The sequence below is a fragment of the Devosia faecipullorum genome (assembly GCF_015158295.1).
GTDB lineage: Bacteria > Pseudomonadota > Alphaproteobacteria > Rhizobiales > Devosiaceae > Devosia > Devosia faecipullorum.
Genome location: NZ_JACDXV010000007.1, coordinates 57,851 through 80,294, shown reverse-complemented (window position 1 = coordinate 80,294; position 22,444 = coordinate 57,851). Strand labels below are relative to the sequence as shown.

The window sequence follows — 22,444 nt, the reverse complement described above, 5'->3', positions numbered from 1 at the left end:
CAATTGCAAGTGCGGGTATGGCCAACTATTTAGGTCATATTGGTGCGAAAAAGCCGCAGGTAAAGATTGGACTTCGTTGAAATGTCAGACCTGTCTCCGCTCCCGCTCGCCGGGCTTGCAACTTGCTTCCGGAATATCTGAATGGAATTTGGCGGACGCTATCGCATTGCCGCGCCACGCATGGCAGTCTGGGCGGCGCTCAACGACCCGGAAATGCTCAAGGCGGCCATCCCTGGCTGCGACCACATCGCCTGGGCGGGGCCCGATAGCCTCGATTTGGAAATCCGCGTCAATCTCGGCATCGCCAAGCCCGTTTTCAAAGGTGAATTGGCACTGTCTAATGTCCTGCCGGCCGAAAGCTATACGCTTGCCGGTCGCGGCAAGGGTGGGCTGATGGGGCTGGCCGAAGGGGCCGCCGACATCACGCTTTCCGACGACGGCGAAGCGACTTTTCTGGCCTTCGTCGCCCAGGGCGGCGGGTCGGGCCAGATCATGAAGCTTGGGAAAGCCCTTGTTGGCAATTCGGCGCAGAGGGTCATCGACGGCTTTTTCGAGCGTTTCGCCGATGCCATGGGCGCCAGGATCGAGCCGCTCGATCCGGTCTGATCGTGTCCGATTAATTCCCCGCTAACCAAGCCAGAAAGCGCCGCAGAACGGCCACGATTCCGCCCGGACGATTGCGATAGAGAACCGGCATCGGTTTCAATTTGACTCAAATTCTCGCCATGTCCTCCCAGACCCGTGACTTTCTCGCACTATACGCCATCGTCGCTTTTCTCGTCCTTTTGACTATCCATGCCGATGGTGGGCTCGGGCGGATGTTCCACGCGATCATCGAGCGGCTTTGAACGCGGTCGGCGGCGCAATAAGGCTTGCCAAATCGCTGATAGACAGTGATTGTCTGGTACGCCGAAAAGATGGGATCGCGTGGCGGTCCTTGTAGCGACCCGTCACTCCCTTTGGCGGGCGCAAGCGGCAAATTTTGACCAACCGGAAAAATTTTGCGCAAGCCCTCTTGCGGGCGGCGTCATTGCACGGTTTTATCCGCTGTTAGCGCACGCAGTTTTTGCCGTGGGACCCGTTTCTGGTGCTGGGTGCGACACAGGGAGATCAATCAATGAAAATTTCGACCCTTACCAAGGCCATTGCCGGCGGCGTCGCGCTGAGCGCATTGATGGCCGGCTCGGCCTTTGCCGATGGCGCCCTCGTTTATGACGGTGGCGGCAAGTTCGACAAGTCGTTCAACGAGGCCGCCTATAACGGCGCCGAAATGTTCAAGGCCGAAGGCGGCAATTACCAGGATCTGGAAATCTCGGGCGATGCCATGCGCGAGCAGGCCGTGCGCCAGTTCGCCTCGCGCGGCAACAATCCGATTGTGCTGCCGGGCTTCTCCTGGGAAACCGCCCTGCGCGCTGTCGCTCCTGAATTCCCCGATACCAAGTTCACCATCATCGACACCGTGGTCGATCTTCCGAACGTGCAGTCTGTCGTGTTCAAGGAACAGGAAGGCTCCTATCTGGTCGGCATCCTCGCCGCCATGCAGTCGCAAAGCGGCAAGATCGGCGTGATCCCCGCCTTCAACTTCGACCTGCTCGAAGCCTTTGCCTGCGGCTATGCCCAGGGTGCCAAGTCGGTGAACCCTGACATCCAGGTGCTCGAGACCTATGTCGGCACCGGCTTTGATGCGTTCAACGACCCGGTCAAGGCAACGGAAGTCGCCAAGTCCCAGCTCGATCAGGGCGTGGACGTGGTGTTCCAGGTCGCCGGTGGCGCCGGCGCGGGCGTGCTCCAGGCTGCTGCCGATGCCGGCAAGTTCTCGATCGGCGTCGATAGCAACCAGAACCATCTGCATCCCGGCTCGGTCCTGACCTCGATGATCAAGCGCGTCGATGTCGCCACCTACAACGCCATGAAGGGCGTGGAAGACGGTACCTGGGCGCCTGGCCTGGTCGTTCTGGGTCTGGCTGAAGACGGCGTCGGTGCCGCCTTTGACGACAACAATGCCGCCCTTATCACCGACGAAATGAAGGCCGCCGTCGAAAAGGCAACGACCGACATCATCTCGGGCGCCGTTGCCGTTCACGACTTCCGCGACGACAAGCAGTGCCCTGCACTCTAAGACCGAAAGGGGTCAGGACTTAGCATGACGAGTCTGAACCCACGCAATGCGCAGCGGCCCGAAGGGGTCGCTGCCGCCCCGCTCGCCATCGAGCTCATCGGCATCAACAAGCATTTCGGCCCCGTTCACGCCAACCGGGACATCGACCTCGCCGTCAAACGCGGCACGGTGCATGGCATTGTGGGCGAGAACGGCGCGGGCAAGTCCACGCTGATGTCGATCCTTTATGGCTTCTACACTGCCGATAGCGGCGAAATCCGTGTCAACGGAACGTCCCATGCCATCACCGACAGCCGCCACGCGCTGGCGCTCGGTATCGGCATGGTGCACCAGCATTTCATGCTGGTCGATAATTTCACTGTGCTGGAAAACGTCGTGCTCGGCGCCGAGGATTCCGCCCTTCTGCGCCCCACGCTCGCCAAGGCGCGCGACCAGCTCAAGGCGCTGGCCCGCGATTACGGGCTCGAGGTCGATCCCGACGCCATCATCGAAAATCTGTCGGTTGGGCAGCAGCAGCGCGTGGAAATCCTCAAGGCGCTCTATCGCGGTGCCGAGACCCTTATTCTCGACGAGCCCACCGGCGTGCTGACACCGGCCGAGGCCGATCACCTCTTCCGCATCCTCGGCAAATTGCGTGACGAGGGTAAGACCATCATCCTCATTACCCACAAGCTGCGCGAGATTATGGCGATCACCGACGAAGTTTCGGTGATGCGGCAGGGCGCGATGGTAGCGACGCTGCGTACCGCCGAAACCTCTCCGGAGCAATTGGCCGAGCTCATGGTGGGGCGGCGGGTGCTGCTGCGTGTCGAAAAAGGCCCCGCGAACCCCGGCAAGGTTCTGCTCGACGTGCAGAACCTCATCGTCACCGACGATTTCAAGGTGCCGCGCGTCAAGAATGTGAGCTTTCAGGTTCGCGCCGGCGAGATCGTCGGCATTGCCGGCGTGGCTGGCAATGGACAATCCGAACTGCTCGAATCCATCGCCGGCATGCGCGATCAACTGGGTGGCACGATCAGCGTCAACGGCAAACCGCTCTCGCTGGAGGGCGACGATGGCGCCTCCCGCGCTCGCCTCGCAGGGCTTGCCCACGTGCCCGAGGATCGGCTGCGCATGGGGCTGGTCACCAATTTCGCCGCCTGGGAAAACGCCATTCTCGGCTATCAGGACAATTACGGCGTGGGTCTGGGCCTCGACATCGGCAAGGCCCGCACCACGGCCGAAGATTACATGAAGAAATTCGATGTCCGCCCGGCCAATCTGGACCTCAAGACCTCCAATTTCTCCGGCGGCAATCAGCAGAAAATCGTCCTGGCGCGCGAAATGGAACGCGATCCTGACGTGTTGATCGTCGGCCAGCCGACGCGCGGCGTCGATATCGGCGCCATCGAATTCATCCACAACCAGATCATCAAGATGCGCGATGCCGGCAAGGCCATCCTGCTCGTCTCGGTAGAACTGGACGAGATCCGTTCGCTTGCCGACAGGATATTGGTGATGTTTGACGGCCATATCGTGGGCGAAGCCGATCCGGCCAGTGCCGACGAAACCGAACTGGGGCTGTTGATGACCGGCTCGCATCCATCCGGCACGGAGACAAAACTATGACGGCCTTGCCGCGCTGGGCCGATGTGGTCCTCCTGCCCGTTCTCAACGTTGTCTTGGCCTTTCTCGTCGGCGGCCTCATCGTGCTCGCCGTCGGCCAAAATCCCATCGAAGCCGTGGGCATCATGCTTTATGGCGCATTCGGCTACGGATCAGGCTTCGGCTATACGCTCTACTACACCACCGATTTCATCTTTGCCGGACTTGCCGTGTCGCTGGCCTATCATGCGGGCCTGTTCAATATCGGTCCCGAAGGGCAGGCTTATGTCGGCGGGCTGGGCGTCATTCTGATCGGCCTCGCGCTCAACGGCACCCATTGGGCCATCGTCTTTCCGCTGATGATCCTGTGTGGCGCCGCCTTTGGGGCAGCATGGGCCTTCATTCCCGGCTATCTGCAAGCCAAGCGCGGCAGCCATATCGTCATCACCACCATCCTGTTCAATTTCATCGCCGTGTCGCTGATGGGTTATCTTATCAGCCGGGTGCTGAAGCCGGCTGGAGTGAATTCGGATGAAAGCGCACCACTCGAGGCCATTACCCGCGTGCCGCAATTGCGCACCTTCATCGAATTGTTCCGCAATTCTCCGGTGAACCTGACCTTCTTCCTGGCTATCGCGGCCCTGGTTCTGGTCTATTGGCTGATCTGGCGCACCAAATTCGGCTATGCCGTGCGCGCCCTGGGCAACAATCCCACTGCCGCCAATTATGCGGGCATCTCCAATCACAAGATGATCATGATCGTCATGGCCATGGCGGGCGCGCTGGCTGCCATGGTGGCGGTCAACAATGTGGGCGGCGTGCAGGGGCGACTGATCCTCAATTTCGTCAACGGCGCCGGCTTTGTCGGCATTGCCGTGGCCTTCATGGGTAGGGGACATCCAGTGGGTGTCGGGCTTTCGGCCCTGCTCTTCGGCATTCTCTACCAGGGCGGGCAGGAACTGGCCTTCCAGATGCCGGGCATCACCCGCGAGATGATTGTCACCATCCAGGCTTTGGTGATCCTGTTCACCGGCGCCATGGGCGACATGCTGCGCGGTCCTTTGGCCCGAATACTCACCCAGCCCGAGCCGGCCGGAGGAAACAAGTAATGGATCAGGCTCTCGTCGATATTACCCTCATCCTCGATTCCACCGTGCGACTGGCTGTGCCGCTGCTGCTGGCTTGCCTGGCGGGGCTGTTCTCCGAACGCGCCGGCATTGTGGACATCGGGCTTGAAGGCAAGCTGCTGGCTGGCGCCTTCGCCGCCGCCGCCACCTCCGCGGTCACCGGCTCGGCCTGGCTCGGCCTGCTCGCCGGTATCGGCGCGGCGCTGCTGTTTTCCGGCATTCACGGCCTGGCCTCGATCAATTTCAAGGGCAATCAGGCCATTTCGGGCGTGGCGCTCAACTTCCTCGCCGCCGGTCTCACCACCTTTCTCGGCCAGTCCTGGTTTCATCGCGGCGGTTATACCCCGCAATTGAGCGGCGACCAGCGCTTCAGCCCCATCACGCTGCCCTTCGCCAATGTATTGCGCGAGGTGCCGATCCTGGGCCAGATCTATTACGAGCTGATCTCGGGCCACAATATCATCACCTATTTCGCCTTTATCGCCGTGCCGGTCACAGCATGGGTGCTGTTTCGCACGCGCTTCGGCCTGCGTCTGCGCGCCGTGGGCGAAAACCCCAAGGCTATCGACACGGCCGGCATTTCGGTGACCGTGCTGCGCTATCAGGCGCTGGTCATCACCGCCGTCCTGGTGGGGATCGGTGGGGCCTATCTGTCGATCGCTCAATCGGCGGGCTTCAACAACAACATGTCGGCCGGTCGCGGCTATATCGCCCTGGCGGCCTTGATCTTTGCGAAGTGGCGGCCGGGTCCGGCGCTGCTGGTCTGTCTCATGTTCGGTTTCCTCGACGCCTTCCAGTTCCGCATCCAAGGGCAGTCTTTCCCCTTGATCGGCGAAGTGCCGGTGCAGGCCATTCAGGCGCTGCCCTATATTCTGACCGTAGTGCTGCTGGCCGGCTTCGTGGGTCGTGCAGTGGCGCCCAAAGCGGTGGGCATTCCCTATACCAAGGAGCGTTAGCCCAAAGGCTGGCGCGGCGTGAAAAATGACCATGAACGAACAAGACAAGGCACTTTATGAGGCCGCCGAGGCCGTTCGCAAGAACGCCTATGCGCCCTATTCGAAGTTTCAGGTCGGCGCCGCCATTCTTGCCGATGACGGCAGGATTTATGCCGGTTGCAATGTCGAAAATGCCGCCTATCCGGTCGGCAATTGCGCCGAGCCTAGTGCCATTGCGGCCATGCTGGCCGGCGGCGGCAAGCGCATCAAGCGCATCTATGTCACCGGTCCCGGCGCCATGCCGGTAACGCCCTGCGGCGGTTGCCGTCAGCGCATTCGCGAATTTGCCGATCTCGACGTGGAAGTCGTCTCCCACGGCGTCGATGGCAAGCCGCTGGTGCAGACGCTTGGCCAATTGCTGCCGCATTCGTTCGGCCCCGAATTTCTGTCGCCCTAATTCCGGCGGCAAAGCCCTCTACGGGTGTGTTTCCAGCAAAATGGGAGGCTACGCTTCCGGTTCGGAAACGCAATAATGACGACACGCGGGGGGCGCCACGAAGTGACGCTCCGGAGGAGGATCGATGAGTCTCAAGGTCGTCGGCAGCGACACAGGCGAACTGGCGCATAAGCGCAATCCCGGCTTTCCGCTTGATCTCGATTGGGTGGAGCGGGTGCGCATGAACCGCTCCGCTCTCGAAAGGCGGGCCGGCACCATCGGCGCGCGCCGCACGGTTAAGAAGGAATACCAACTCGCCTGGCTGCTCAAGGCGATCACGCTGATCGACCTGACGACGCTCAACTCCGACGATACCGATGGGCGCGTCGAGCGCCTCTGTGCCAAGGCACGCAATCCGCTGCGTGCTGACATCAGGGAAAAACTCGGTCTGGCCAGCCGCCGCATCCTGCCCGGTGCGGTCTGCGTCTATCATAGCTTCGTCAGGACGGCGGTTGACGCGCTGGACGGTTCCGGCATCCCGGTCGCCGCCGTCTCCACCGGCTTCCCTCATGGCCTCGCACCGGTCGAAACCAAGATCGCCGAGATCGAGGCGTCGGTGAAGGCCGGCGCCCGGGAGATCGACATCGTCATCGAACGCGGCATGGTGCTTCGCGGTGACTGGCAGGCGCTTTACGATCAGGTCAAAGCCTTCCGCAAGGCCTGCGGCGAGGCCCATATCAAGACAATTCTGGGCACGGGCGAACTCGCCACCCAGACCAATATCGCCAAGGCGAGCCTGGTCTGCATGCTGGCCGGAGCCGATTTCATCAAGACGTCCACGGGCAAGGAAAAGGTCAATGCCAACCTCGTGACCTCGCTGACCATGATCCGCATGATCCGTTGGTTCGCGGAGGAAACCGGTATCGAGATCGGCTACAAGCCGGCCGGCGGCATCGCCACGGCGGGCGATGCACTGAAATATATGGCGCTGATGAAAGAAGAACTCGGCGTGCATTGGCTGCAGCCGCATCTGTTCCGCTTCGGAGCCAGTTCACTGCTGACCGATATCGAACGCCAGCTCGAACATGGCCTCACCGGCCGCTATGCCGCCGATTACCGCCAGCCCATGGTGTGAGGAGCGAAAATGAACAAGATTACCCAGATTTTCGACAGCCTCGATTATGGTCCGGCTCCCGAAGCCGCCGACCAGGCCAATGCCTGGCTCGATAGCCGGAACCGGGTTTTCGGCCACTTCATCAATGGCAAATGGACTGAGCCGGGCAAGACTTTCGCCACGACCAATCCCGCCAATGGCGCCAGGCTGGCCGACATCACCGATGGCAGCGCCGCCGATGTGGATGAAGCCGTCACGGCGGCCCGGTCTGCCTTCAAGTCCTGGAGCGGGCTCAGGGGCTATGAGCGCGGCAAGTTCCTCTATGCCATCGCCCGGATGATTCAGAAGCATGCGCGGCTCTTTGCCGTGCTGGAGACGATGGACAATGGCAAACCGATCCGCGAAAGCCGCGATGCCGATATTCCGCTCGTCGCCCGCCATTTCTACCATCATGCCGGCTGGGCTACGCATCTGGAAAGGGAATTCCCGGGCCATGTGCCCTATGGGGTCTGCGGTCAGATCATTCCGTGGAATTTCCCGCTGCTGATGCTGGCCTGGAAGATCGCTCCGGCATTGGCCGCCGGCAATACCGTGGTTCTGAAGCCCGCCGAATTCACCTCGCTCACCGCCCTGCTGTTCGCCGAAATTTGCGAGCGGGTCGACCTGCCGAGGGGCGTGGTCAATATCGTCACCGGCGAGGGCGAGACCGGCGCCGCCATCGTCAACCATTCCGACGTCGACAAGATCGCCTTTACCGGGTCCACCGAGGTCGGCAAGATCATCCGCGCCGCAACGGCTGGCTCGGGCAAGGGCCTTAGCCTCGAGCTGGGCGGAAAGTCACCCTATCTGGTCTTCGAGGACGCCGATCTCGACAGCGCCGTCGAAGGTCTGGTGGATGCCATCTGGTTCAACCAGGGGCAGGTCTGCTGTGCCGGGTCGCGGCTATTGGTGCAGGAAAGCATCGAGGAGCGCTTCATCGCCAAGGTGAAGCAGCGCATGGCAAAGCTGCGCGTCGGCGATCCCCTTGATAAATCTATTGATATTGGCGCGCTGGTGGCGCCGGTGCAGGTCGAGCGCATCAGGGATCTGATGAAAAAAGGCATGGCCGAGGGCGCGGAAATCTATGAGCCCGACGGGCAGGTTCCGGCCGATGGCTGTTTCCTCAAGCCCGCGCTCGTCACCAAGGTCTCGCCCGCCAACACCTTGGTTTCAGAGGAGATTTTCGGACCCGTCCTCGTGGCCATGAGCTTCCGCACGCCCGAGGAGGCGGTGGCGCTTGCCAACAATACCCGCTATGGCCTTGCCGCCACGTTGTGGAGCGAAAACATCAATCTCGCCCTTGATATTGCGCCGAGGCTCAAGGCCGGTGTGGTGTGGATCAACGGCACCAACCAGTTCGACGCAGCGGTCGGTTTCGGCGGCTACAAGGAAAGCGGCTTCGGCCGTGAAGGTGGCCGCGAGGGGATGAGTGCCTATCTCAAGCCCTTGTGGGAAAAGGATTTGAAGCCCGCGACCAGCCTCAAGCCCGTTGCCTCCAAGCCCGCCAATCCGCTCGATTCCAGCCATCTCGACCAGACGGCCAAGCTGTATATCGGCGGCAAGCAGGCGCGGCCGGATAGCGGCTATAACCGGGCCGTCCATGGGCCGGGGGGCGAGCTGGTCGGGGAGGTCGGCGAGGGCAATCGCAAGGATATCCGCAACGCGGTGGAAGCGGCGCGCGCTGCCTCCGGCTGGGCGAGCACTTCCGCCCATGCCCGCGCGCAAGTGCTTTATTTTCTTGCGGAAAATCTCGATTATCGCCGCGCCGAATTCGCCGCCCGCCTCAAGGAGCAGACCGGCGAGGACGGCAGGGAAGAGGTCGCCCAAACCATCGAGCGGCTCTTCGCCTTTGCAGGCTGGACCGACAAATATGACGGCGCGATTCACAATCCTCCAACGCGAGCGGTCGCTGCTGCTATGATTGAGCCGCTCGGAACCATCGGAATCGTCGCGCCCAATGGCACCCCATTGCTTGGCGCCAGCACATTGCTAGCATCTGCGATCGCCATGGGGAATTCGGTCGTGCTGGTGCCTTCCGAACAGGCGCCGCTGTCGATGACCGATTTCTACCAGGTGCTCGAAACCTCGGACATGCCCGCCGGCGTGGTCAATATCGTCACCGGGGACAGCATGGCGTTGGCCAAGACCCTCGCCGAACATGACGGCGTCGACGGGCTCTGGTTCATGGGCTCGGCGGAAGGATCGGCCATGGTCGAAAAAGCCTCGGTGGGCAATCTCAAGCAGACCTGGACCAGCCGGGGGCTGGATTACGACCTTCGTGATCCGCGTTTTGCCGGGGACTATTTCCTCGGCAAGGCGACGCAGGTGAAGAATGTCTGGATTCCATACGGAGCCTGACCCATGTCCGACAAGATCGAAATCGAGAATGTCGGCCAACCGGGCAAGACCTATCGGGTTGATGCGGCAAAGTTCGGCGTCGTGAAAGCGGCGGTGCTGGCCGTCCTGCCCGACCAGGCGCCGGGCATGGCGGTCAGCGAGGTCATTGCCGCCGTGCGCCCGCGATTGCCGCCGGACCTGTTCCCCGGCGGCGACAAGGCCGGCTGGTGGGTCAAGGCCGTCCAGCTCGACCTCGAAGCCAAGAAGCTCATCGCCCGCGCCGAAAGGCCTCCCGTGCGGCTCTATCGGATTTAGGCAATCATGGTTTTTCTGCCCCAGGAAGTCATCCTCAAGAAGCGCGATGGCGAGAATCTCGCCGCCGAGGATATTGCCCGCTTCATCGCCGGTTTTGCCGGCGGCAAGGTTTCCGAAGCGCAGGCCGCCGCCTTTGCCATGGCAATCTATTTCCAGGGCATGGACATGGGTGAGCGCGTGGCGCTGACCCTGGCCATGCGCGACAGCGGCAATGTGCTGGATTGGTCCGATCTCGATGGGCCGGTCGCCGACAAGCATTCGACCGGCGGAGTGGGCGACAATGTCTCGCTGATGCTGGCCCCGATCCTGGCCGGGCTCGGCATCTTTGTGCCGATGATTTCGGGGCGCGGTCTCGGTCATACCGGGGGCACGCTCGACAAGTTCGACGCCATTCCCGGCTATGAGACCAGCCCCGACAATGCCTTGTTTCGCAAGGTGGTGAAGGCGGCAGGCTGCGCCATTATCGGCCAGACCGCCGATCTCGCCCCGGCCGACAAGGCGCTCTATGCCATTCGCGACGTGACCGCGACGGTGGAATCGGTCCCCCTGATCACCGCCTCGATCCTTTCCAAGAAGCTGGCTGCCGGGCTCGACGCGCTGATCCTCGACGTCAAGACCGGCTCCGGGGCCTTCATGCCGACGCTGGAGCAGTCGCAAAACCTGGCGGAGAGCCTGGTCGCCGTCTCCAATGGCGCGGGCCTGAAAACCGGGGCGCTGATCACCGACATGAATGAGCCGCTGGCCAGCGCCGCGGGCAATGGGCTCGAAGTCCGCAATGCCGTCGATTTCCTCACCGGGGCGCACCGGGACAAGCGGCTCGAGGATGTAACCCTCTCGCTCTGTGCCGAACTGGTGCTGATGGTGGGGAAGGCAACGACGCCGGATGAGGCGCGAAAGCTGGTGGAGGCCGTGCTCGAGACAGGCCGCGCCGTCGAGCATTTTGCCCGGATGGTCGCAGCTCTCGGCGGCCCGGCCGATTTCATCGACAATATGAACAGCCATCTCGTGCCTGCCCCCATCATCCGCGACGTCTTTGCCGAAGAGCAGGGGAAAGTTTGCGCCATCGATACGCGCGGCGTCGGCATGGCCGTGGTGGCGCTGGGCGGTGGGCGGACGACGCCAACGGATAGCATCGATCACCGTGTTGGGTTCGACCGGCTGGCGGGGCTCGGCACCAGCATCGATGCGCGGACGCCGATTGCCCGTATTCATGCGGCGGATGAAGCCAGTGCGGCAGATGCGGAAACGCGGCTGCGCGCGGCTTATTTGCTCGGCGGCGATGCTCCGGCCCATCCACTCATTGCCGGGCGGGTGGCGCGGAGATGACGCCGAAGCCGCCACGACGTCATCACCCGGCTTGTCCGGGTGATCCAGCAATGGGACAGGGCGGCAGGATGGATTGCCCGGATGAACCGGGCAATGACGGTGGGGATGGGTTCGGGTCGGAAACGGCCTGTGGGCGACGTGGTGCGGGGTCTGGCAAATCCGCTCATTGCGGGGCGGTTGCGATGGCATGATAGCAGCCCCTACTCAGCGTCATCACCCGGCTTTTCCGGGTGATCCAGCGGTGGGGCAGGTGGCAGGATGGATTGCCCGGATGAACCGGACAATGACGGTGGGGATGGGTTCGGGCTGGAAACGGCCTGTGGGCGACCTGGTGCGGGGGGCTGGAAAATCCGCTCGTTGACGGGCGGTTGCGATGGCATGATGGCGACCCTTCCACGACGTCATCCCCCGGCTTGTCCGGGTGATCTAGCGATGGGGCGGGGGGTGGCAGGATGGATTGCCCGGATGAACCGGGCAATGACGGTGGGGATGGGTTCGGGCTGGAAACGGTCTGTGGGCGACGTGGTTTTGGGTCTGGCAAATCCGCTCATTGCCGGGTGGTTGCGATGGCATGATAGCAGCCCCTACTCAGCGTCATCACCCGGCTTGTCCGGGTGATCCAGCGATGGGGCAGAGTGCGGCAGGATGGGTTGCCCGGATGAACCGGGCAATGACGGCGGGGATGGGTTCGGGCTGGAAACGGCCAGTGGACGACGTGGTATGGGGACTGGAAAATCCACTCGTCGCCGGGCCACGATGATGAACAAAGGCAACAGGACAAGAAGGGAATAACGCCATGCCTCGCGCTATAGTATGCCTGCTCGACAGCGTGGGTATCGGCGGTGCGCCCGATGCCGAAGCCTATGGCGATGAAGGGGCCAACACTCTTGGGCATATCGCCGAATGGGCCGCCGCCGGCAAGGCCGACCGTCCGGGCCTGCGTGCGGGGCCGCTCTATGTTCCCAATATGGACGCCATGGGGCTGGGGGCGGCGCTGAAGCTCTCGACCGGCGTGGTGCCGCCGGGGCTGTCGGGCGCGCCCAAGGGCGGGCTTTTCGGCCTTGGCCGGGAAATCAGCAAGGGCAAGGATACGCCCTCCGGCCATTGGGAAATCGCCGGCGTGCCGGTGCCGTTCGATTGGGGCTATTTTCCCCAGACCATTCCAGCTTTTCCGCCCGATCTGGTCGCCGAACTGGTATCGCGCGCCAACTTGCCCGGCATTCTGGGCGACAAGCACGCCTCGGGCACCGACATCATTGCTGAACTGGGCGAGGAGCATATCCGCACCGGAATGCCCATCTGCTACACCTCCGTCGACAGCGTGTTCCAGATCGCCGCCCATGAAAGCCATTTCGGGCTCGACCGGCTCTATGACGTGTGCCGCATCGCTTTCGAATTGACCGCGCCGCTCAAGATCGGGCGCGTCATCGCCCGCCCCTTTGTCGGGGAGGATCGCGCCGGTTTCAAGCGCACCGGCAATCGGCGCGATTTCGCCATTGCCCCGCCCGAGCCGACCCTGCTCGACCGCAATGCGGCGGCGGGCAATTCCGTCTTCGCCATCGGCAAGATTTCCGACATTTATGCCGGATCGGGCGTGACCCATAAGCTCAAGGGCACGGGCATTCCCCAATTGTTCGACCGGACGCTGGAAGCCATGGAAATGGCCGGCGACCGCGCCTTCATCATGACCAATTTCGTTGATTTCGACAGCGAATACGGGCATCGCCGCGATGTGCCCGGCTATGCTGCGGCACTGGAATTGTTCGATTCCCGCCTGCCTGAGTTGGTCGCGAAAATGCGCGACGACGATCTTTTGGTGCTGACCGCCGACCACGGCAACGATCCGACCTGGAAAGGCACTGACCATACGCGCGAACAGGTGCCGATCCTGGTTTTTTCCCCAGCCCTCAAGCCGGGAGAGATTGGCATTCGCTCAACCATGGCGGATATTGGCGAAAGCATTGCCGCCTGGCTGGGCCTGGCCCCGGGCCGCCACGGCAAATCCTTCCTTTGAAGTTCAAGCGCCGAGGTGGTCGAGATGGGAAAAACTGCGGAAAAAGTAACGGTTCTCGATCACCCGCTGATCCAGCACAAGCTGACCATCATGCGCAACAAGGAGACCTCGATTGCCGGGTTCCGCCGGCTGTTGCGCGAGATCGCCCATCTGATGTGCTATGAGGTCACCCGCGACCTCGAGCTGGAAATGGTCGATATCGAGACGCCGATGGCGCCGATGAAATCGCCCGCCATCAAGGGCAAGAAGCTGGTTTTCGCCTCCATCCTGCGCGCCGGCAACGGCCTGCTCGACGGCATGCTCGATCTGGTGCCCGCAGCCCGCGTCGCCCATATCGGCATGTATCGCGACCACGAGACGCTGGAGCCGGTCGAATATTATTTCAAGGCGCCGTCGAGCCTCGAGGGCCGGCTGGTCATCGTGGTCGATCCCATGCTGGCCACCGCCAATTCGGCCACGGTGGCGATAGAAAAACTCAAACAGGTTGGGGCGACCGATATTCGCTTCCTTTGCCTTCTGGCCGCGCCCGAAGGCATCAAGCATTTCACCGAAGTCCATCCCGACGTGCCGGTCTATACGGCGGCCATCGACAGCCATCTCAATGAGCAGGGCTATATCGTGCCGGGCCTGGGCGATGCGGGCGACCGCATGTATGGGACGAAATAGCGTCTTCGCGTGCGCGGATTTCCTCGTCGCGCTCGTCCATTCAGACTGAGAGACTACATCAATGGCCAAGCTCGTTCATTCGATGATCCGTGTCATCGACGAAGCCCGTTCCATCGCCTTCTACGAAAAGGCCTTCGGACTCAAGATCGCCGACCGCCTGGATTTCGAGACCTTCACCCTGGTCTATCTGACGGGCGAGGCGGTGGGCTTCGAGCTTGAACTCACCATCAACAAGGGCCGCACCGAGCCCTATGCGCTGGGCGATGGCTATGGGCATCTGGCAGTCGTCGTCGATGATGTCGAGGCCGAGCATGCCCGCTTTGCCGCCGAAGGGCTGACCATCGGCAAGCTGGTCGATTTCAGCAATGGCGAGGTGAAGGTGGCGCGGTTCTTCTTCGCCACCGATCCCGATGGCTACAGAATCGAAGTCATCCAGAAGGGCGGCCGCTTCGGTTAAGGCGGACCTGGATTGCCCGGCCGAGCCGGGCAATGACGATGGAACGTGGCGTCGGCCAAGACGCTGCAGCGCAATGCTGAAACACCTTTGCCCAAGCGACGAATTGCCGATCTGGCCTATTTCGCCTTGAGCGGCAGGCCCAGCGCGATCAGATCCTGACGCAGATGTGCGGGATCCTTGAAATGGATGCCATGCATGCCGAATTTGCGCGCCGCCACGATATTGGGCTCGCTGTCGTCGATGAAGACGCAGCTGTCCGGGGCCAGGCCATAGCGCTCGCAGAAGACGCGATAGATGCGTGGATCGGGTTTGACCAGACCTTCGAGCCCCGAGACGATGACCCCGTCGAACTTTTCGAGGAACGGCCATTCGCCCAGCCGCGTCATCCACTTTTCCCAGGAGAAATTGGTGATGGCGAAAGTGGGAATGTCCTGTTCGACCAATTCGTTATGAATGTCGATCGTGCCCTGAATCTGGGGGCCGAACGTTTCGGTCCAGCGCTGGTCGAACGCCTGGATTTCCCGCCAATATTTGGGGAAGCGGGTGACCAGCTTGGCCACGCCTTCGGCATAGATCTCGCCGGCGTCGAATTCGAGGTTCCAGTCGCCGGTGCAGATATTCTCATGGAACCAGACGGCTTCTTCCTCGGTCTCGAACAGCTTGCGAAACAGATAGAGCGGGTTCCAGTCAACGAAAACGCCGCCCAGATCGAAGACGGGAATGATAGTGTCGTCCATGAAATATCGCCGGGGAAAAGAACTACTCCGGCGCTTGTGGCATGAGCCGCCGCCACGGGCAAGCAAGGCGTCATAAAGCGCGCGCGATCTTTCAGATTCGCTGCCTGCGCTTTAGCGCCTGGTTTTGGCGCGTGTCTTTATCCTGAAACCGGAAACAGTTTCGGGAGACATGCGCTAATTGATGGTGATCGTGCCGCCGAAACGCGGCTGGTAGAAGCTCGAGCGGTAGAGATTGATCGGCTGGTTGAAGATGAGGCCGAAAAGCGGGACATAGGAATAGGACGCTTCCGACGCGATCACCGTCTGGCCCTTGGAAATGGCGATCATCTCTGCGGGCAGGGGATAGGCGCTGCCCGGCGGGTGCGGGGTGGTGCCGGAATAGACTCCGCCAACGGATTGGCGCGACCACGACACTGTAGCAGCGCCATTGTTGTCCACCGCGATCACCGTCACCACCTGCAGGACCGGATCGGGTGAATAGGGGGTCATGATGCCGCTGGCGGCGCGGAAATAGTCCTGCATCTGCGCCGTTGACAGCCGCTTGTCGGCGCGCGCCACTAGATCGCCGATGGCGCCGGCTACCGCCTGCACCTTGCGGTCCGTCGAGATCAGCGAGCCAGCTTCGACCGAGCCGAGATAGACAAGCAGCATGATCGGCAGGATCAATGCGAATTCGATGACAGCGACGCCGCGTTCGGCGAGAGCGAAGCCTTGCAGCGCCTGTTTTATCCGTCGCAGCCGCGCGAACATCAGAACGGCTCGTTCTGGAAAACGGTGGCCATGCCCATCAGGCGATTGCCATCGGCCAGATTGGCCATGCCCAGCGGGCCAAAGGGCAGAACGACCGGATAACGGTAATGGGCTTGCACGAGGATCACGCTCCTGCCGGCGCCGGGCGTCCAACTTTCCGGCACGGTCCAATTGCAGGACGTGGTGCAGGTGCGATCCACCGGCTCCACCACATTGGCCGACTGGAAATTGGTAACTTCGACCACCCGCAGGTGCAGCCCGCTGCAATCGGGAAACAGACCGAATAGCTTGTCGCAGACCTGGGTGCGAAAGGTCGCGAGCGTGGCTCCCGAGGTCTGGAACTGGCCGGTGCGGATCTGGCGGGTGGCATCCTGAACGGCGCTGTCCAGCACATTGGCGGCCAGAAACAGCACCGAAGTCTGGAGGAGGCCGCCCACGATCAGAAAGAAGGGAAAGGCGAGCAGCCCGAATTCCACCACCGTGGCTGCGCTTTCGTCGTGCCGCAGGGCGCGCCCGTTTTGCCGGAAATATCCGATAAATCTGGTGAAAGGATTGCTCATGGCCCGCTCAGAATTGCTTATGAGGCAAAGCTAGGATTGCGGAACTAATTCCGCGTTAGCGCAAGCCGAGTGCAAGTCATTGATGAAAAAGAGGGTAAACGAGGCGTTACGAAGTTGGCACGATCAATTTGTGGCCGACTGCACCAATTGCGACGATGCCAGGGCCTGACCGGAAAAGCCATTGTCGTCGCCCATCATGATCAGCGGTTGGCAGATCGGGGCACAGGCCAGGCTCGTGCGCGCCTGACCCTGATAGACGGTCATCACCCCGGCCTGCATCTGCACCACTTCGACAAGCGTATCGGCAATGGGTTCGCCCCGTCCGTCCAGCACGATCAGATTGGTCTGGCCATAGCTTTTCCCGGTGAGGATTAGCGTCATCGGATCCTGGATGGTGACATCGGCAATGCCGGGATTGCCGACGATGACCGTGGCCGCCGGCGCGCTGATCCGCAGCACGCGGGCCATGTTGACATTGACATTGATCGGTCCGCCATCCTGGGCCATGGCGGGCAGCGGCGCGACGAGGCTGGCGGCAAGCAGCAGGGCGGCGGCGACACGAACCATGGCAGGCTTCCACTTATAGGGACAGGCAGCCCACATGATCCACCCGAATGGTAAATACTTGGCAAACAGGGCTTCAAGCCAGGCTCTGCGCGCCCGTACAAATGTCTGGCGCGTCATTGAAGGTGTTCGTGCTGGTGAATGGCGCAAAGGAGAGTATAGGTCGCAAGTTCTACACGACGAGCATGTTCATGTAGGGTCGATAGAATGCAAAATTTCATTTTAACACATTGATTACTATGAAAAATGCAGCCGGCCCAAAGTTGATCGGCAATGCTTCGATTAACGCTATCTCAATCACTGACGGCTAGCTTCTCGCCATGTTCGTTGTGTGGCGTGTCCGACAGTGACGTCACTCGAGAACGTGTAAAAAAGGAGCCTGGGAATGAACATTTTCGCACGTTTCGCGCAGGACGAGTCGGGCGCGACCGCAATCGAGTATGGCCTGATCGCCGCACTCATCTCCGTTGGTATCATCGTGGCCGTGCAGACGCTCGGGGACAACCTGCGCGGTGTCTTTGAGACGATCGGCACAGCGCTTGAACCGACGACGACGGGATCTGATACCTAACTATTTTTGGGCCCGCCTTTGGCGGGCCCAACTCTATCTATCTTTGGCCGAAGGAGTGATCGTGTCGAATACGATTAAGAATTTCGCCAAGAACAAAACGTTTTTTATTTCTTTTTTTCAAGATGAACGCGGCGCAACGGCTATCGAATACGCGCTGATCGCCTCATTGGTTTCTCTCGCCATCGTCAGCTCTGCACTCGTGGTCGGCGATAACCTCTTCAATATGTGGGAATATGTGCGATCCCATGTGGTTGATGCGCTGGCCGGCTGAGCCGGTTTCATCCTGACCCCGGATTTGCCCTTTCTTAAGGTCGCCTATGCCAATCTGGCAGAACGATCTTCAGGCCACGCAATGGAGGGGCATCATGTTTCACAGCACTGCCTTGTTGTTCTTTCCGCTGATTATGGCCTTCGCCGCGTCGTCGGACCTGTTGACCATGCGCATTTCCAACAAGCTGGTGCTGATCCTGACTGCCGGCTTCCTGGTCATGGCGCTGCTCGTCGAGCTCCCGCTGCAGCAATTTGCCCTGCATGTGCTGTGCGCTTTCGTCGTTCTGGTCGTCGCCTTCGGCATGTTTGCCATGCGCTGGATCGGCGGTGGCGATGCCAAGCTGGCCGCTGCCACCACGCTCTGGCTGGGATTCGGGTTAACCCTGCCTTATCTGATATACACGGCGCTACTGGGCGGTGCGCTGACGCTCGCCGTATTGGCTTTGCGCCGAATGCCGCTCAGCCCAATTATTGCCCGTTTCGGCTGGCTCAGCCGGCTGCATGACCCCAAGCAGGGCGTGCCCTATGGCGTTGCCATGGCGATTGCCGGTCTCCTGATCTATTCCAATACCGCCATTTTCGAGCGTCTCGCCGCCTGAATCCATTGCCATCCGGATTGCCTCGCTGGACCAAGGGGTCAAGCCCGGTGATGACGAGTTTGGCGGTGCTTTGGGCTTCGCGATGTTTCTGCTCCGGCCCACCCTCCCCTCATGGCGAGGGGGGTAGGACCGGTTTGCATATAGAAATTCGCAAAACGCGAGTATTCATAAGTTGTTAACGCATTTCGAAAAGTGCTGATTAACTAAACTTTGACGCTTTGCTTTCATATTCGACCCGGTGAAATTGGGCATATTGCCCGGCGTACAACCGGAGTAGGTCATGAGACCGGCGCGTATTATCCTGTTGTTGGTGGCCCTCGTGGCAGGCGGGCTTGCAGCCTTTCTCGTGACGCGAGACGGGAACCGGCCCGAACAGCAGGCGCCTCAGGTCGTGACGCAGGTTGTCGAGGAAGCCAAGACCCAGATTCTGGTGGCCAAGAATGCGATCGGCATCGGCGAGCGGTTCAGCGCCGCGTCGGTGGAATGGCAGGACTGGCCGCAGGGCGCGCTTCGGCCCGAATATGTGACCGTGGCCGCCATGCCCGACGCCCCCACCCAATTGGCCGATGCCGTTGCACGCTTCGAATTCTTCCCCGGCGAGCCGATCCGCGAAGCCAAACTGGTGCGCTCCGACCAGGGCTATCTGTCCGCAGTGCTGGCCCAGGGCAAGCGCGCGGTCTCGGTTGACGTCACCGCGGCCTCGAGCGCCGGTGGCTTCGTGGTGCCGAACGATCATGTCGACGTGGTGCTGACCACCGCCTCGACATCCGGCCAGCGGTCCGAACTCATCCTGTCCGACGTGCGGGTGCTGGCCATCGGCAAGCGCCTCGGCGAAATGGGCGCCAGTGGCGGCAATACTGAAGGCGACGGCTCCAGCCCGCAGCCGGTGACCTTCGACAACAGCACCATCGCCACGCTCGAACTTGACCCGGCCCAGGCCGAAACCCTGATCAATGCCTCGACGCGCGGCCAGCTGGCCCTGACGCTGCGCTCGGTCGTCGATTTCAACCGCGTCGATGCCGGTCTTGCCAATGCCACCAATCAGGCGGTGCGCATCATCCGCTACGGCAAGGAAGAGAGCGTGATCACCGGCGCATCGCCCGAACAGCCAAATACGACCCTGGCCACAGCCGCCAGTTCCGGCCTTTCCAATGAATCCCAGTTCCCGCCGGCAGCCGAAATGCCGCAGGTTCTACCGCAATAGGGGCATGATGATGGAAACCGCAAAAGCCTTCATGCCGCGCCGCCCGGTTCGCGCCGCTAGGCTGCTGGTCTCGGCTGCGCTGATCGCTGTGCTGACGCCTGCGATGCCAGCCCTGGCGCAGGCACAGGCGCAGGTCGCCATCTCGGCCAATGCCTATGGCGCGGTGCGCAGCCTCGAACTCGAGCTGAACAAGTCCATGCTGGTGGATTTGCCCGCGGGGGTCGCCGAGGTGGTGGTGTCCCAGCCCAGTATCGCCGCCGCCATCATGCGCAGCCGCACCCGCGCCATCGTGCAGGGTATGCAGGAAGGCGCGACCAATATCATCTTCCTCGACGATGCCGGCCGCACCATCAGCGTTCTGGACATGCGGATCGTGCAACCGCCGCTGGCAGTCGGAGAAGCGCTTCAGGATACGCTGCGGCGCGTCATTCCCGGCTCGAATATCAAGGTCGAGACGCTGTCCAATACCTCTCTCAATGACAAGATCTACTTCGTGCTCACCGGTACGGTGCGGACTGCCGAAGACAAGGCCATAGCCGAGGCGATGGCCTCGCAATTGTCCGAATCGGACGGCCCCACCGGCAGCCTCATCCAGGTTACCGGCGCCCAGCAGGTGATGCTGCAGGTAACGGTCTCGGAAATCCGCCGTGACGTGGCCAAGCAATTGGGCATCAACCTGTCCGGCAATATTTCGGTCGGCAATGTCAATCTCGGCTTCAACAGCACCCAGACCGACACGCCGAACGGGATAGGCGGCAGTTTCCCGCTCCCCGGCGGCCAGATCAATGCCTCGATAAGGGCGCTGGAAGAGCGCGGCGCGCTGCGGCTTCTGGCCCAGCCGACGCTGACGGCCATGTCCGGCCAGAGTGCGGAATTCCTCGTGGGCGGCGAATTTCCTATCCCGGTGCTGGACGCCAATAATCGCACTACGGTGACCTACAAGCCCTACGGCATTGAGCTCAATTTCAGGCCGGTGCTGCGCTCCAACGGCATGGTGGCGCTCGACATCGATACCGGCGTCTCCGAAGTGCAGACGGGCAGCTACGCCCTGTCGCGGCGCGATGTAAAAACCTCGGTCGAACTCCCTCCAGGTTCCACTCTGGCGATTGGCGGGCTGCTCGACGAGCGGGCGAGCCGCGCCGTCGATCAACTGCCCGGCCTCGCCAATATCCCCATTCTGGGTGCGCTGTTCCGCTCGAACAGCTATCGCAGCCAGCAGACGGAACTGGTGATCCTCGTCACGCCCTATCTGGTCAATCCGAGCCCGGTCAATTCCATTGCGGTGCCCACCGACAATTCACTGATAGCAGGCGATGCCGAGGCGGTTTTCCTCGGCAAGCTGGAACATATGTATGGCGTTGGCGCCACCGGCGAATTCCGCTCGGGCTATTCCGGCTCGGTCGGTTTCGTCCTGGATTGATCGCGGATCAGGAGCAGTCTTGTCATGAGTTTCCTCACCCCCGAACAGCCGCCCAGGCTCGAAGAGCCCGCCGCCGAAATCGCCTCCGGCGCGCGGCTGGTGCCCCGCATCACCATTCAGGCGTTCTGCGAGCATTCCCATACCGCCCAATTGGTCGAAAGCGCCTTGCAGGACCGCCGGATGTCCAAGGTGGCGCTCACCACCCATAATGGTGGCATCGAGGCGGCAGTCGAGACCTACAAGTCCAATCCGACGCCCAATCTGATCATCGTCGAGACCACGCAGCCCCCCGCGGACATCCCCAAATCGCTCGAACGGCTGGCCGAGGTCTGCGACGCCTCGACCCGCGTGATCGTGCTGGGCCATGTCAATGACGTGCTGCTCTATCGCGAACTGATCCGCTCCGGCATTTCCGAATATGTGGTGCTGCCGGCCAGCGCCCACGACATCGTCACCGCGATCACCGAGCTTTACATCGCCGAGGGCGCGGCGCCGATCGGGCGCACCATCGGCTTCGTGTCGGCCAAGGGCGGGGCAGGCGGCTCCACCATCGCCCACAATGTCGCCTGGTCAATCGCCTCAAACCTGCGCCAGGATTGCCTGATCGTGGACATGGACCTGCCCTTCGGCACGGTGGGCCTCAATTTCAACCAGGACCCGCCCCATGGCCTGGCCGATGCGGTTCTGGCCAGCCAGAAGGTGGACCAGACCATGCTGGACCGCCTGATGAGCAAGGCGGCCAACCATATCAACCTGCTGACCGCTCCGGCGACGCTGGACCGCACCTGGGATTTCGAGGAGCGAGATTTCGAGGCGATCATCGAGATCTGCCAGAAATCGGTGCCGGTCATCATCCTCGACATCCCCCATGCCTGGAACGCCTGGACGCGCCAGACCCTGGCCTCGCTGGACGAGGTGGTGATCGTCGCCGAGCCGGACCTGGCCAATCTGCGCAATGCCAAGAACCTGGTCGATGCCATCAGGACTTTGCGACCGGCCGAAAGCGCCACGGGCCTCGTCATCAACAAGCAGGGGCTGCCCCGCCGTCCCGAAATCGGGGCCAGCGAATTTGCCGCCTCGGTGGAAAGTCGCCTGCTCGGCCAGATCGGCTTCGATGCGGCGCTTTTCGGCACCGCGGCCAATAACGGGCAGATGATCGCGGAGGTTTCGGCCAACAACAAGGTCAATGAGGCCTTCTCGTCCATCGGTATGCAGGTCACCGGGCGCCAGGCGGTTCACGGCGCGAGCAGGGCGACCAGCCTGCTCAAGCTGCCCACCCTGTTCAAGAAGCGGGCCTGAC

The 22,444-nt window shown here is 61.7% G+C and carries 24 protein-coding genes; 20 read left to right on the top strand and 4 right to left on the bottom strand.

The window, feature by feature from the left end; all coding sequences use genetic code 11:
* Nucleotides 1-141: 141 nt before the first annotated feature.
* From H0482_RS14215 to H0482_RS14155, 14 genes are all read left to right on the top strand, one after another.
* Complete coding sequence (locus H0482_RS14215) at nt 142-606, top strand: CoxG family protein (protein ID WP_193730739.1); 465 nt, start codon at nt 142-144, stop codon at nt 604-606.
* 119 nt (nt 607-725) lie between these two features.
* Nucleotides 726-848, top strand: a complete 123-nt coding sequence (locus H0482_RS16810) for a hypothetical protein (protein ID WP_269144703.1) — start codon at nt 726-728, stop codon at nt 846-848.
* A gap of 269 nt (nt 849-1,117) precedes the next feature.
* A complete protein-coding gene (locus H0482_RS14210; protein ID WP_407925733.1) occupies nt 1,118-2,119 on the top strand; it encodes a BMP family lipoprotein in 1,002 nt (333 codons plus the stop codon).
* Between the two features lie 24 nt (nt 2,120-2,143).
* The gene (locus H0482_RS14205) at nt 2,144-3,727 is read left to right on the top strand and encodes an ABC transporter ATP-binding protein (RefSeq protein ID WP_193730738.1); all 1,584 of its coding nucleotides are present in this window, start codon (nt 2,144-2,146) and stop codon (nt 3,725-3,727) included.
* Nucleotides 3,724-4,812 (top strand): ABC transporter permease, encoded by a 1,089-nt coding sequence (locus H0482_RS14200; RefSeq protein ID WP_193730737.1) that lies wholly within the window; start codon nt 3,724-3,726, stop codon nt 4,810-4,812. Before H0482_RS14205 ends, H0482_RS14200 begins: the two co-directional genes overlap by 4 nt.
* Nucleotides 4,812-5,786, top strand: coding sequence for an ABC transporter permease (locus H0482_RS14195; protein ID WP_193730736.1), 975 nt, complete (start codon nt 4,812-4,814; stop codon nt 5,784-5,786). Before H0482_RS14200 ends, H0482_RS14195 begins: the two co-directional genes overlap by 1 nt.
* A 31-nt stretch (nt 5,787-5,817) precedes the next feature.
* Complete coding sequence (locus H0482_RS14190; RefSeq protein WP_193730735.1) at nt 5,818-6,222, top strand: cytidine deaminase; 405 nt, start codon at nt 5,818-5,820, stop codon at nt 6,220-6,222.
* 124 nt (nt 6,223-6,346) lie between these two features.
* Nucleotides 6,347-7,336 (top strand): deoxyribose-phosphate aldolase, encoded by a 990-nt coding sequence (gene deoC / locus H0482_RS14185; RefSeq protein WP_193730734.1) that lies wholly within the window; start codon nt 6,347-6,349, stop codon nt 7,334-7,336.
* A 9-nt stretch (nt 7,337-7,345) separates the two neighbouring features.
* The gene (locus H0482_RS14180) at nt 7,346-9,712 is read left to right on the top strand and encodes an aldehyde dehydrogenase family protein (RefSeq protein ID WP_193730733.1); all 2,367 of its coding nucleotides are present in this window, start codon (nt 7,346-7,348) and stop codon (nt 9,710-9,712) included.
* Between the two features lie 3 nt (nt 9,713-9,715).
* Nucleotides 9,716-10,006 carry a DUF6958 family protein gene (locus H0482_RS14175; RefSeq protein WP_193730732.1) on the top strand — a complete coding sequence of 97 codons (291 nt, stop codon included), beginning with the start codon at nt 9,716-9,718 and terminating at the stop codon, nt 10,004-10,006.
* A gap of 6 nt (nt 10,007-10,012) precedes the next feature.
* Complete coding sequence (gene deoA, locus H0482_RS14170; RefSeq protein WP_193730731.1) at nt 10,013-11,332, top strand: thymidine phosphorylase; 1,320 nt, start codon at nt 10,013-10,015, stop codon at nt 11,330-11,332.
* A 796-nt stretch (nt 11,333-12,128) separates the two neighbouring features.
* Nucleotides 12,129-13,346 carry a phosphopentomutase gene (locus tag H0482_RS14165; RefSeq protein WP_193730730.1) on the top strand — a complete coding sequence of 406 codons (1,218 nt, stop codon included), beginning with the start codon at nt 12,129-12,131 and terminating at the stop codon, nt 13,344-13,346.
* Nucleotides 13,347-13,370: 24 nt separating this feature from the next.
* The gene (upp, locus tag H0482_RS14160; protein WP_193730729.1) at nt 13,371-14,012 is read left to right on the top strand and encodes a uracil phosphoribosyltransferase; all 642 of its coding nucleotides are present in this window, start codon (nt 13,371-13,373) and stop codon (nt 14,010-14,012) included.
* Between the two features lie 61 nt (nt 14,013-14,073).
* Nucleotides 14,074-14,469, top strand: a complete 396-nt coding sequence (locus H0482_RS14155; protein ID WP_193730728.1) for a VOC family protein — start codon at nt 14,074-14,076, stop codon at nt 14,467-14,469.
* Nucleotides 14,470-14,585: 116 nt separating this feature from the next.
* Here the strand turns inward: H0482_RS14155 and H0482_RS14150 are convergent, their stop codons facing one another.
* From H0482_RS14150 to H0482_RS14135, 4 genes are all read right to left on the bottom strand, one after another.
* Nucleotides 14,586-15,206 carry an HAD family hydrolase gene (locus H0482_RS14150; RefSeq protein ID WP_193730727.1) on the bottom strand — a complete coding sequence of 207 codons (621 nt, stop codon included), beginning with the start codon at nt 15,204-15,206 and terminating at the stop codon, nt 14,586-14,588.
* Between the two features lie 174 nt (nt 15,207-15,380).
* Entirely contained in the window at nt 15,381-15,956 is a 576-nt protein-coding gene (locus H0482_RS14145; protein ID WP_193730726.1) for a TadE/TadG family type IV pilus assembly protein, read from the bottom strand.
* A complete protein-coding gene (locus H0482_RS14140; protein WP_193730725.1) occupies nt 15,956-16,516 on the bottom strand; it encodes a TadE/TadG family type IV pilus assembly protein in 561 nt (186 codons plus the stop codon). The genes H0482_RS14145 and H0482_RS14140 overlap by 1 nt, the downstream gene beginning before the upstream one ends.
* A gap of 123 nt (nt 16,517-16,639) precedes the next feature.
* Nucleotides 16,640-17,083, bottom strand: a complete 444-nt coding sequence (locus H0482_RS14135; protein ID WP_193730724.1) for a pilus assembly protein N-terminal domain-containing protein — start codon at nt 17,081-17,083, stop codon at nt 16,640-16,642.
* A 382-nt stretch (nt 17,084-17,465) separates the two neighbouring features.
* Between H0482_RS14135 and H0482_RS14130 the strand changes: the two genes are divergently transcribed.
* The 6 genes from H0482_RS14130 (at nt 17,466) to H0482_RS14105 (ending at nt 22,443) form a co-directional block, all read left to right on the top strand.
* Nucleotides 17,466-17,651 carry a Flp family type IVb pilin gene (locus tag H0482_RS14130; RefSeq protein ID WP_193730723.1) on the top strand — a complete coding sequence of 62 codons (186 nt, stop codon included), beginning with the start codon at nt 17,466-17,468 and terminating at the stop codon, nt 17,649-17,651.
* A gap of 61 nt (nt 17,652-17,712) precedes the next feature.
* A complete protein-coding gene (locus H0482_RS16805; protein WP_330998267.1) occupies nt 17,713-17,922 on the top strand; it encodes a Flp family type IVb pilin in 210 nt (69 codons plus the stop codon).
* A gap of 94 nt (nt 17,923-18,016) precedes the next feature.
* Nucleotides 18,017-18,520, top strand: a complete 504-nt coding sequence (locus H0482_RS14120; RefSeq protein ID WP_193730722.1) for an A24 family peptidase — start codon at nt 18,017-18,019, stop codon at nt 18,518-18,520.
* A 280-nt stretch (nt 18,521-18,800) separates the two neighbouring features.
* Nucleotides 18,801-19,724 (top strand): Flp pilus assembly protein CpaB, encoded by a 924-nt coding sequence (gene cpaB, locus H0482_RS14115; protein WP_193730721.1) that lies wholly within the window; start codon nt 18,801-18,803, stop codon nt 19,722-19,724.
* Nucleotides 19,725-19,734: 10 nt separating this feature from the next.
* On the top strand, nt 19,735-21,144 hold the full coding sequence (locus tag H0482_RS14110; protein ID WP_193730720.1) for a type II and III secretion system protein family protein: 1,410 nt from the start codon (nt 19,735-19,737) through the stop codon (nt 21,142-21,144).
* Nucleotides 21,145-21,168: 24 nt separating this feature from the next.
* The gene (locus H0482_RS14105) at nt 21,169-22,443 is read left to right on the top strand and encodes an AAA family ATPase (protein WP_193730719.1); all 1,275 of its coding nucleotides are present in this window, start codon (nt 21,169-21,171) and stop codon (nt 22,441-22,443) included.
* Nucleotide 22,444 lies beyond the last annotated feature (1 nt).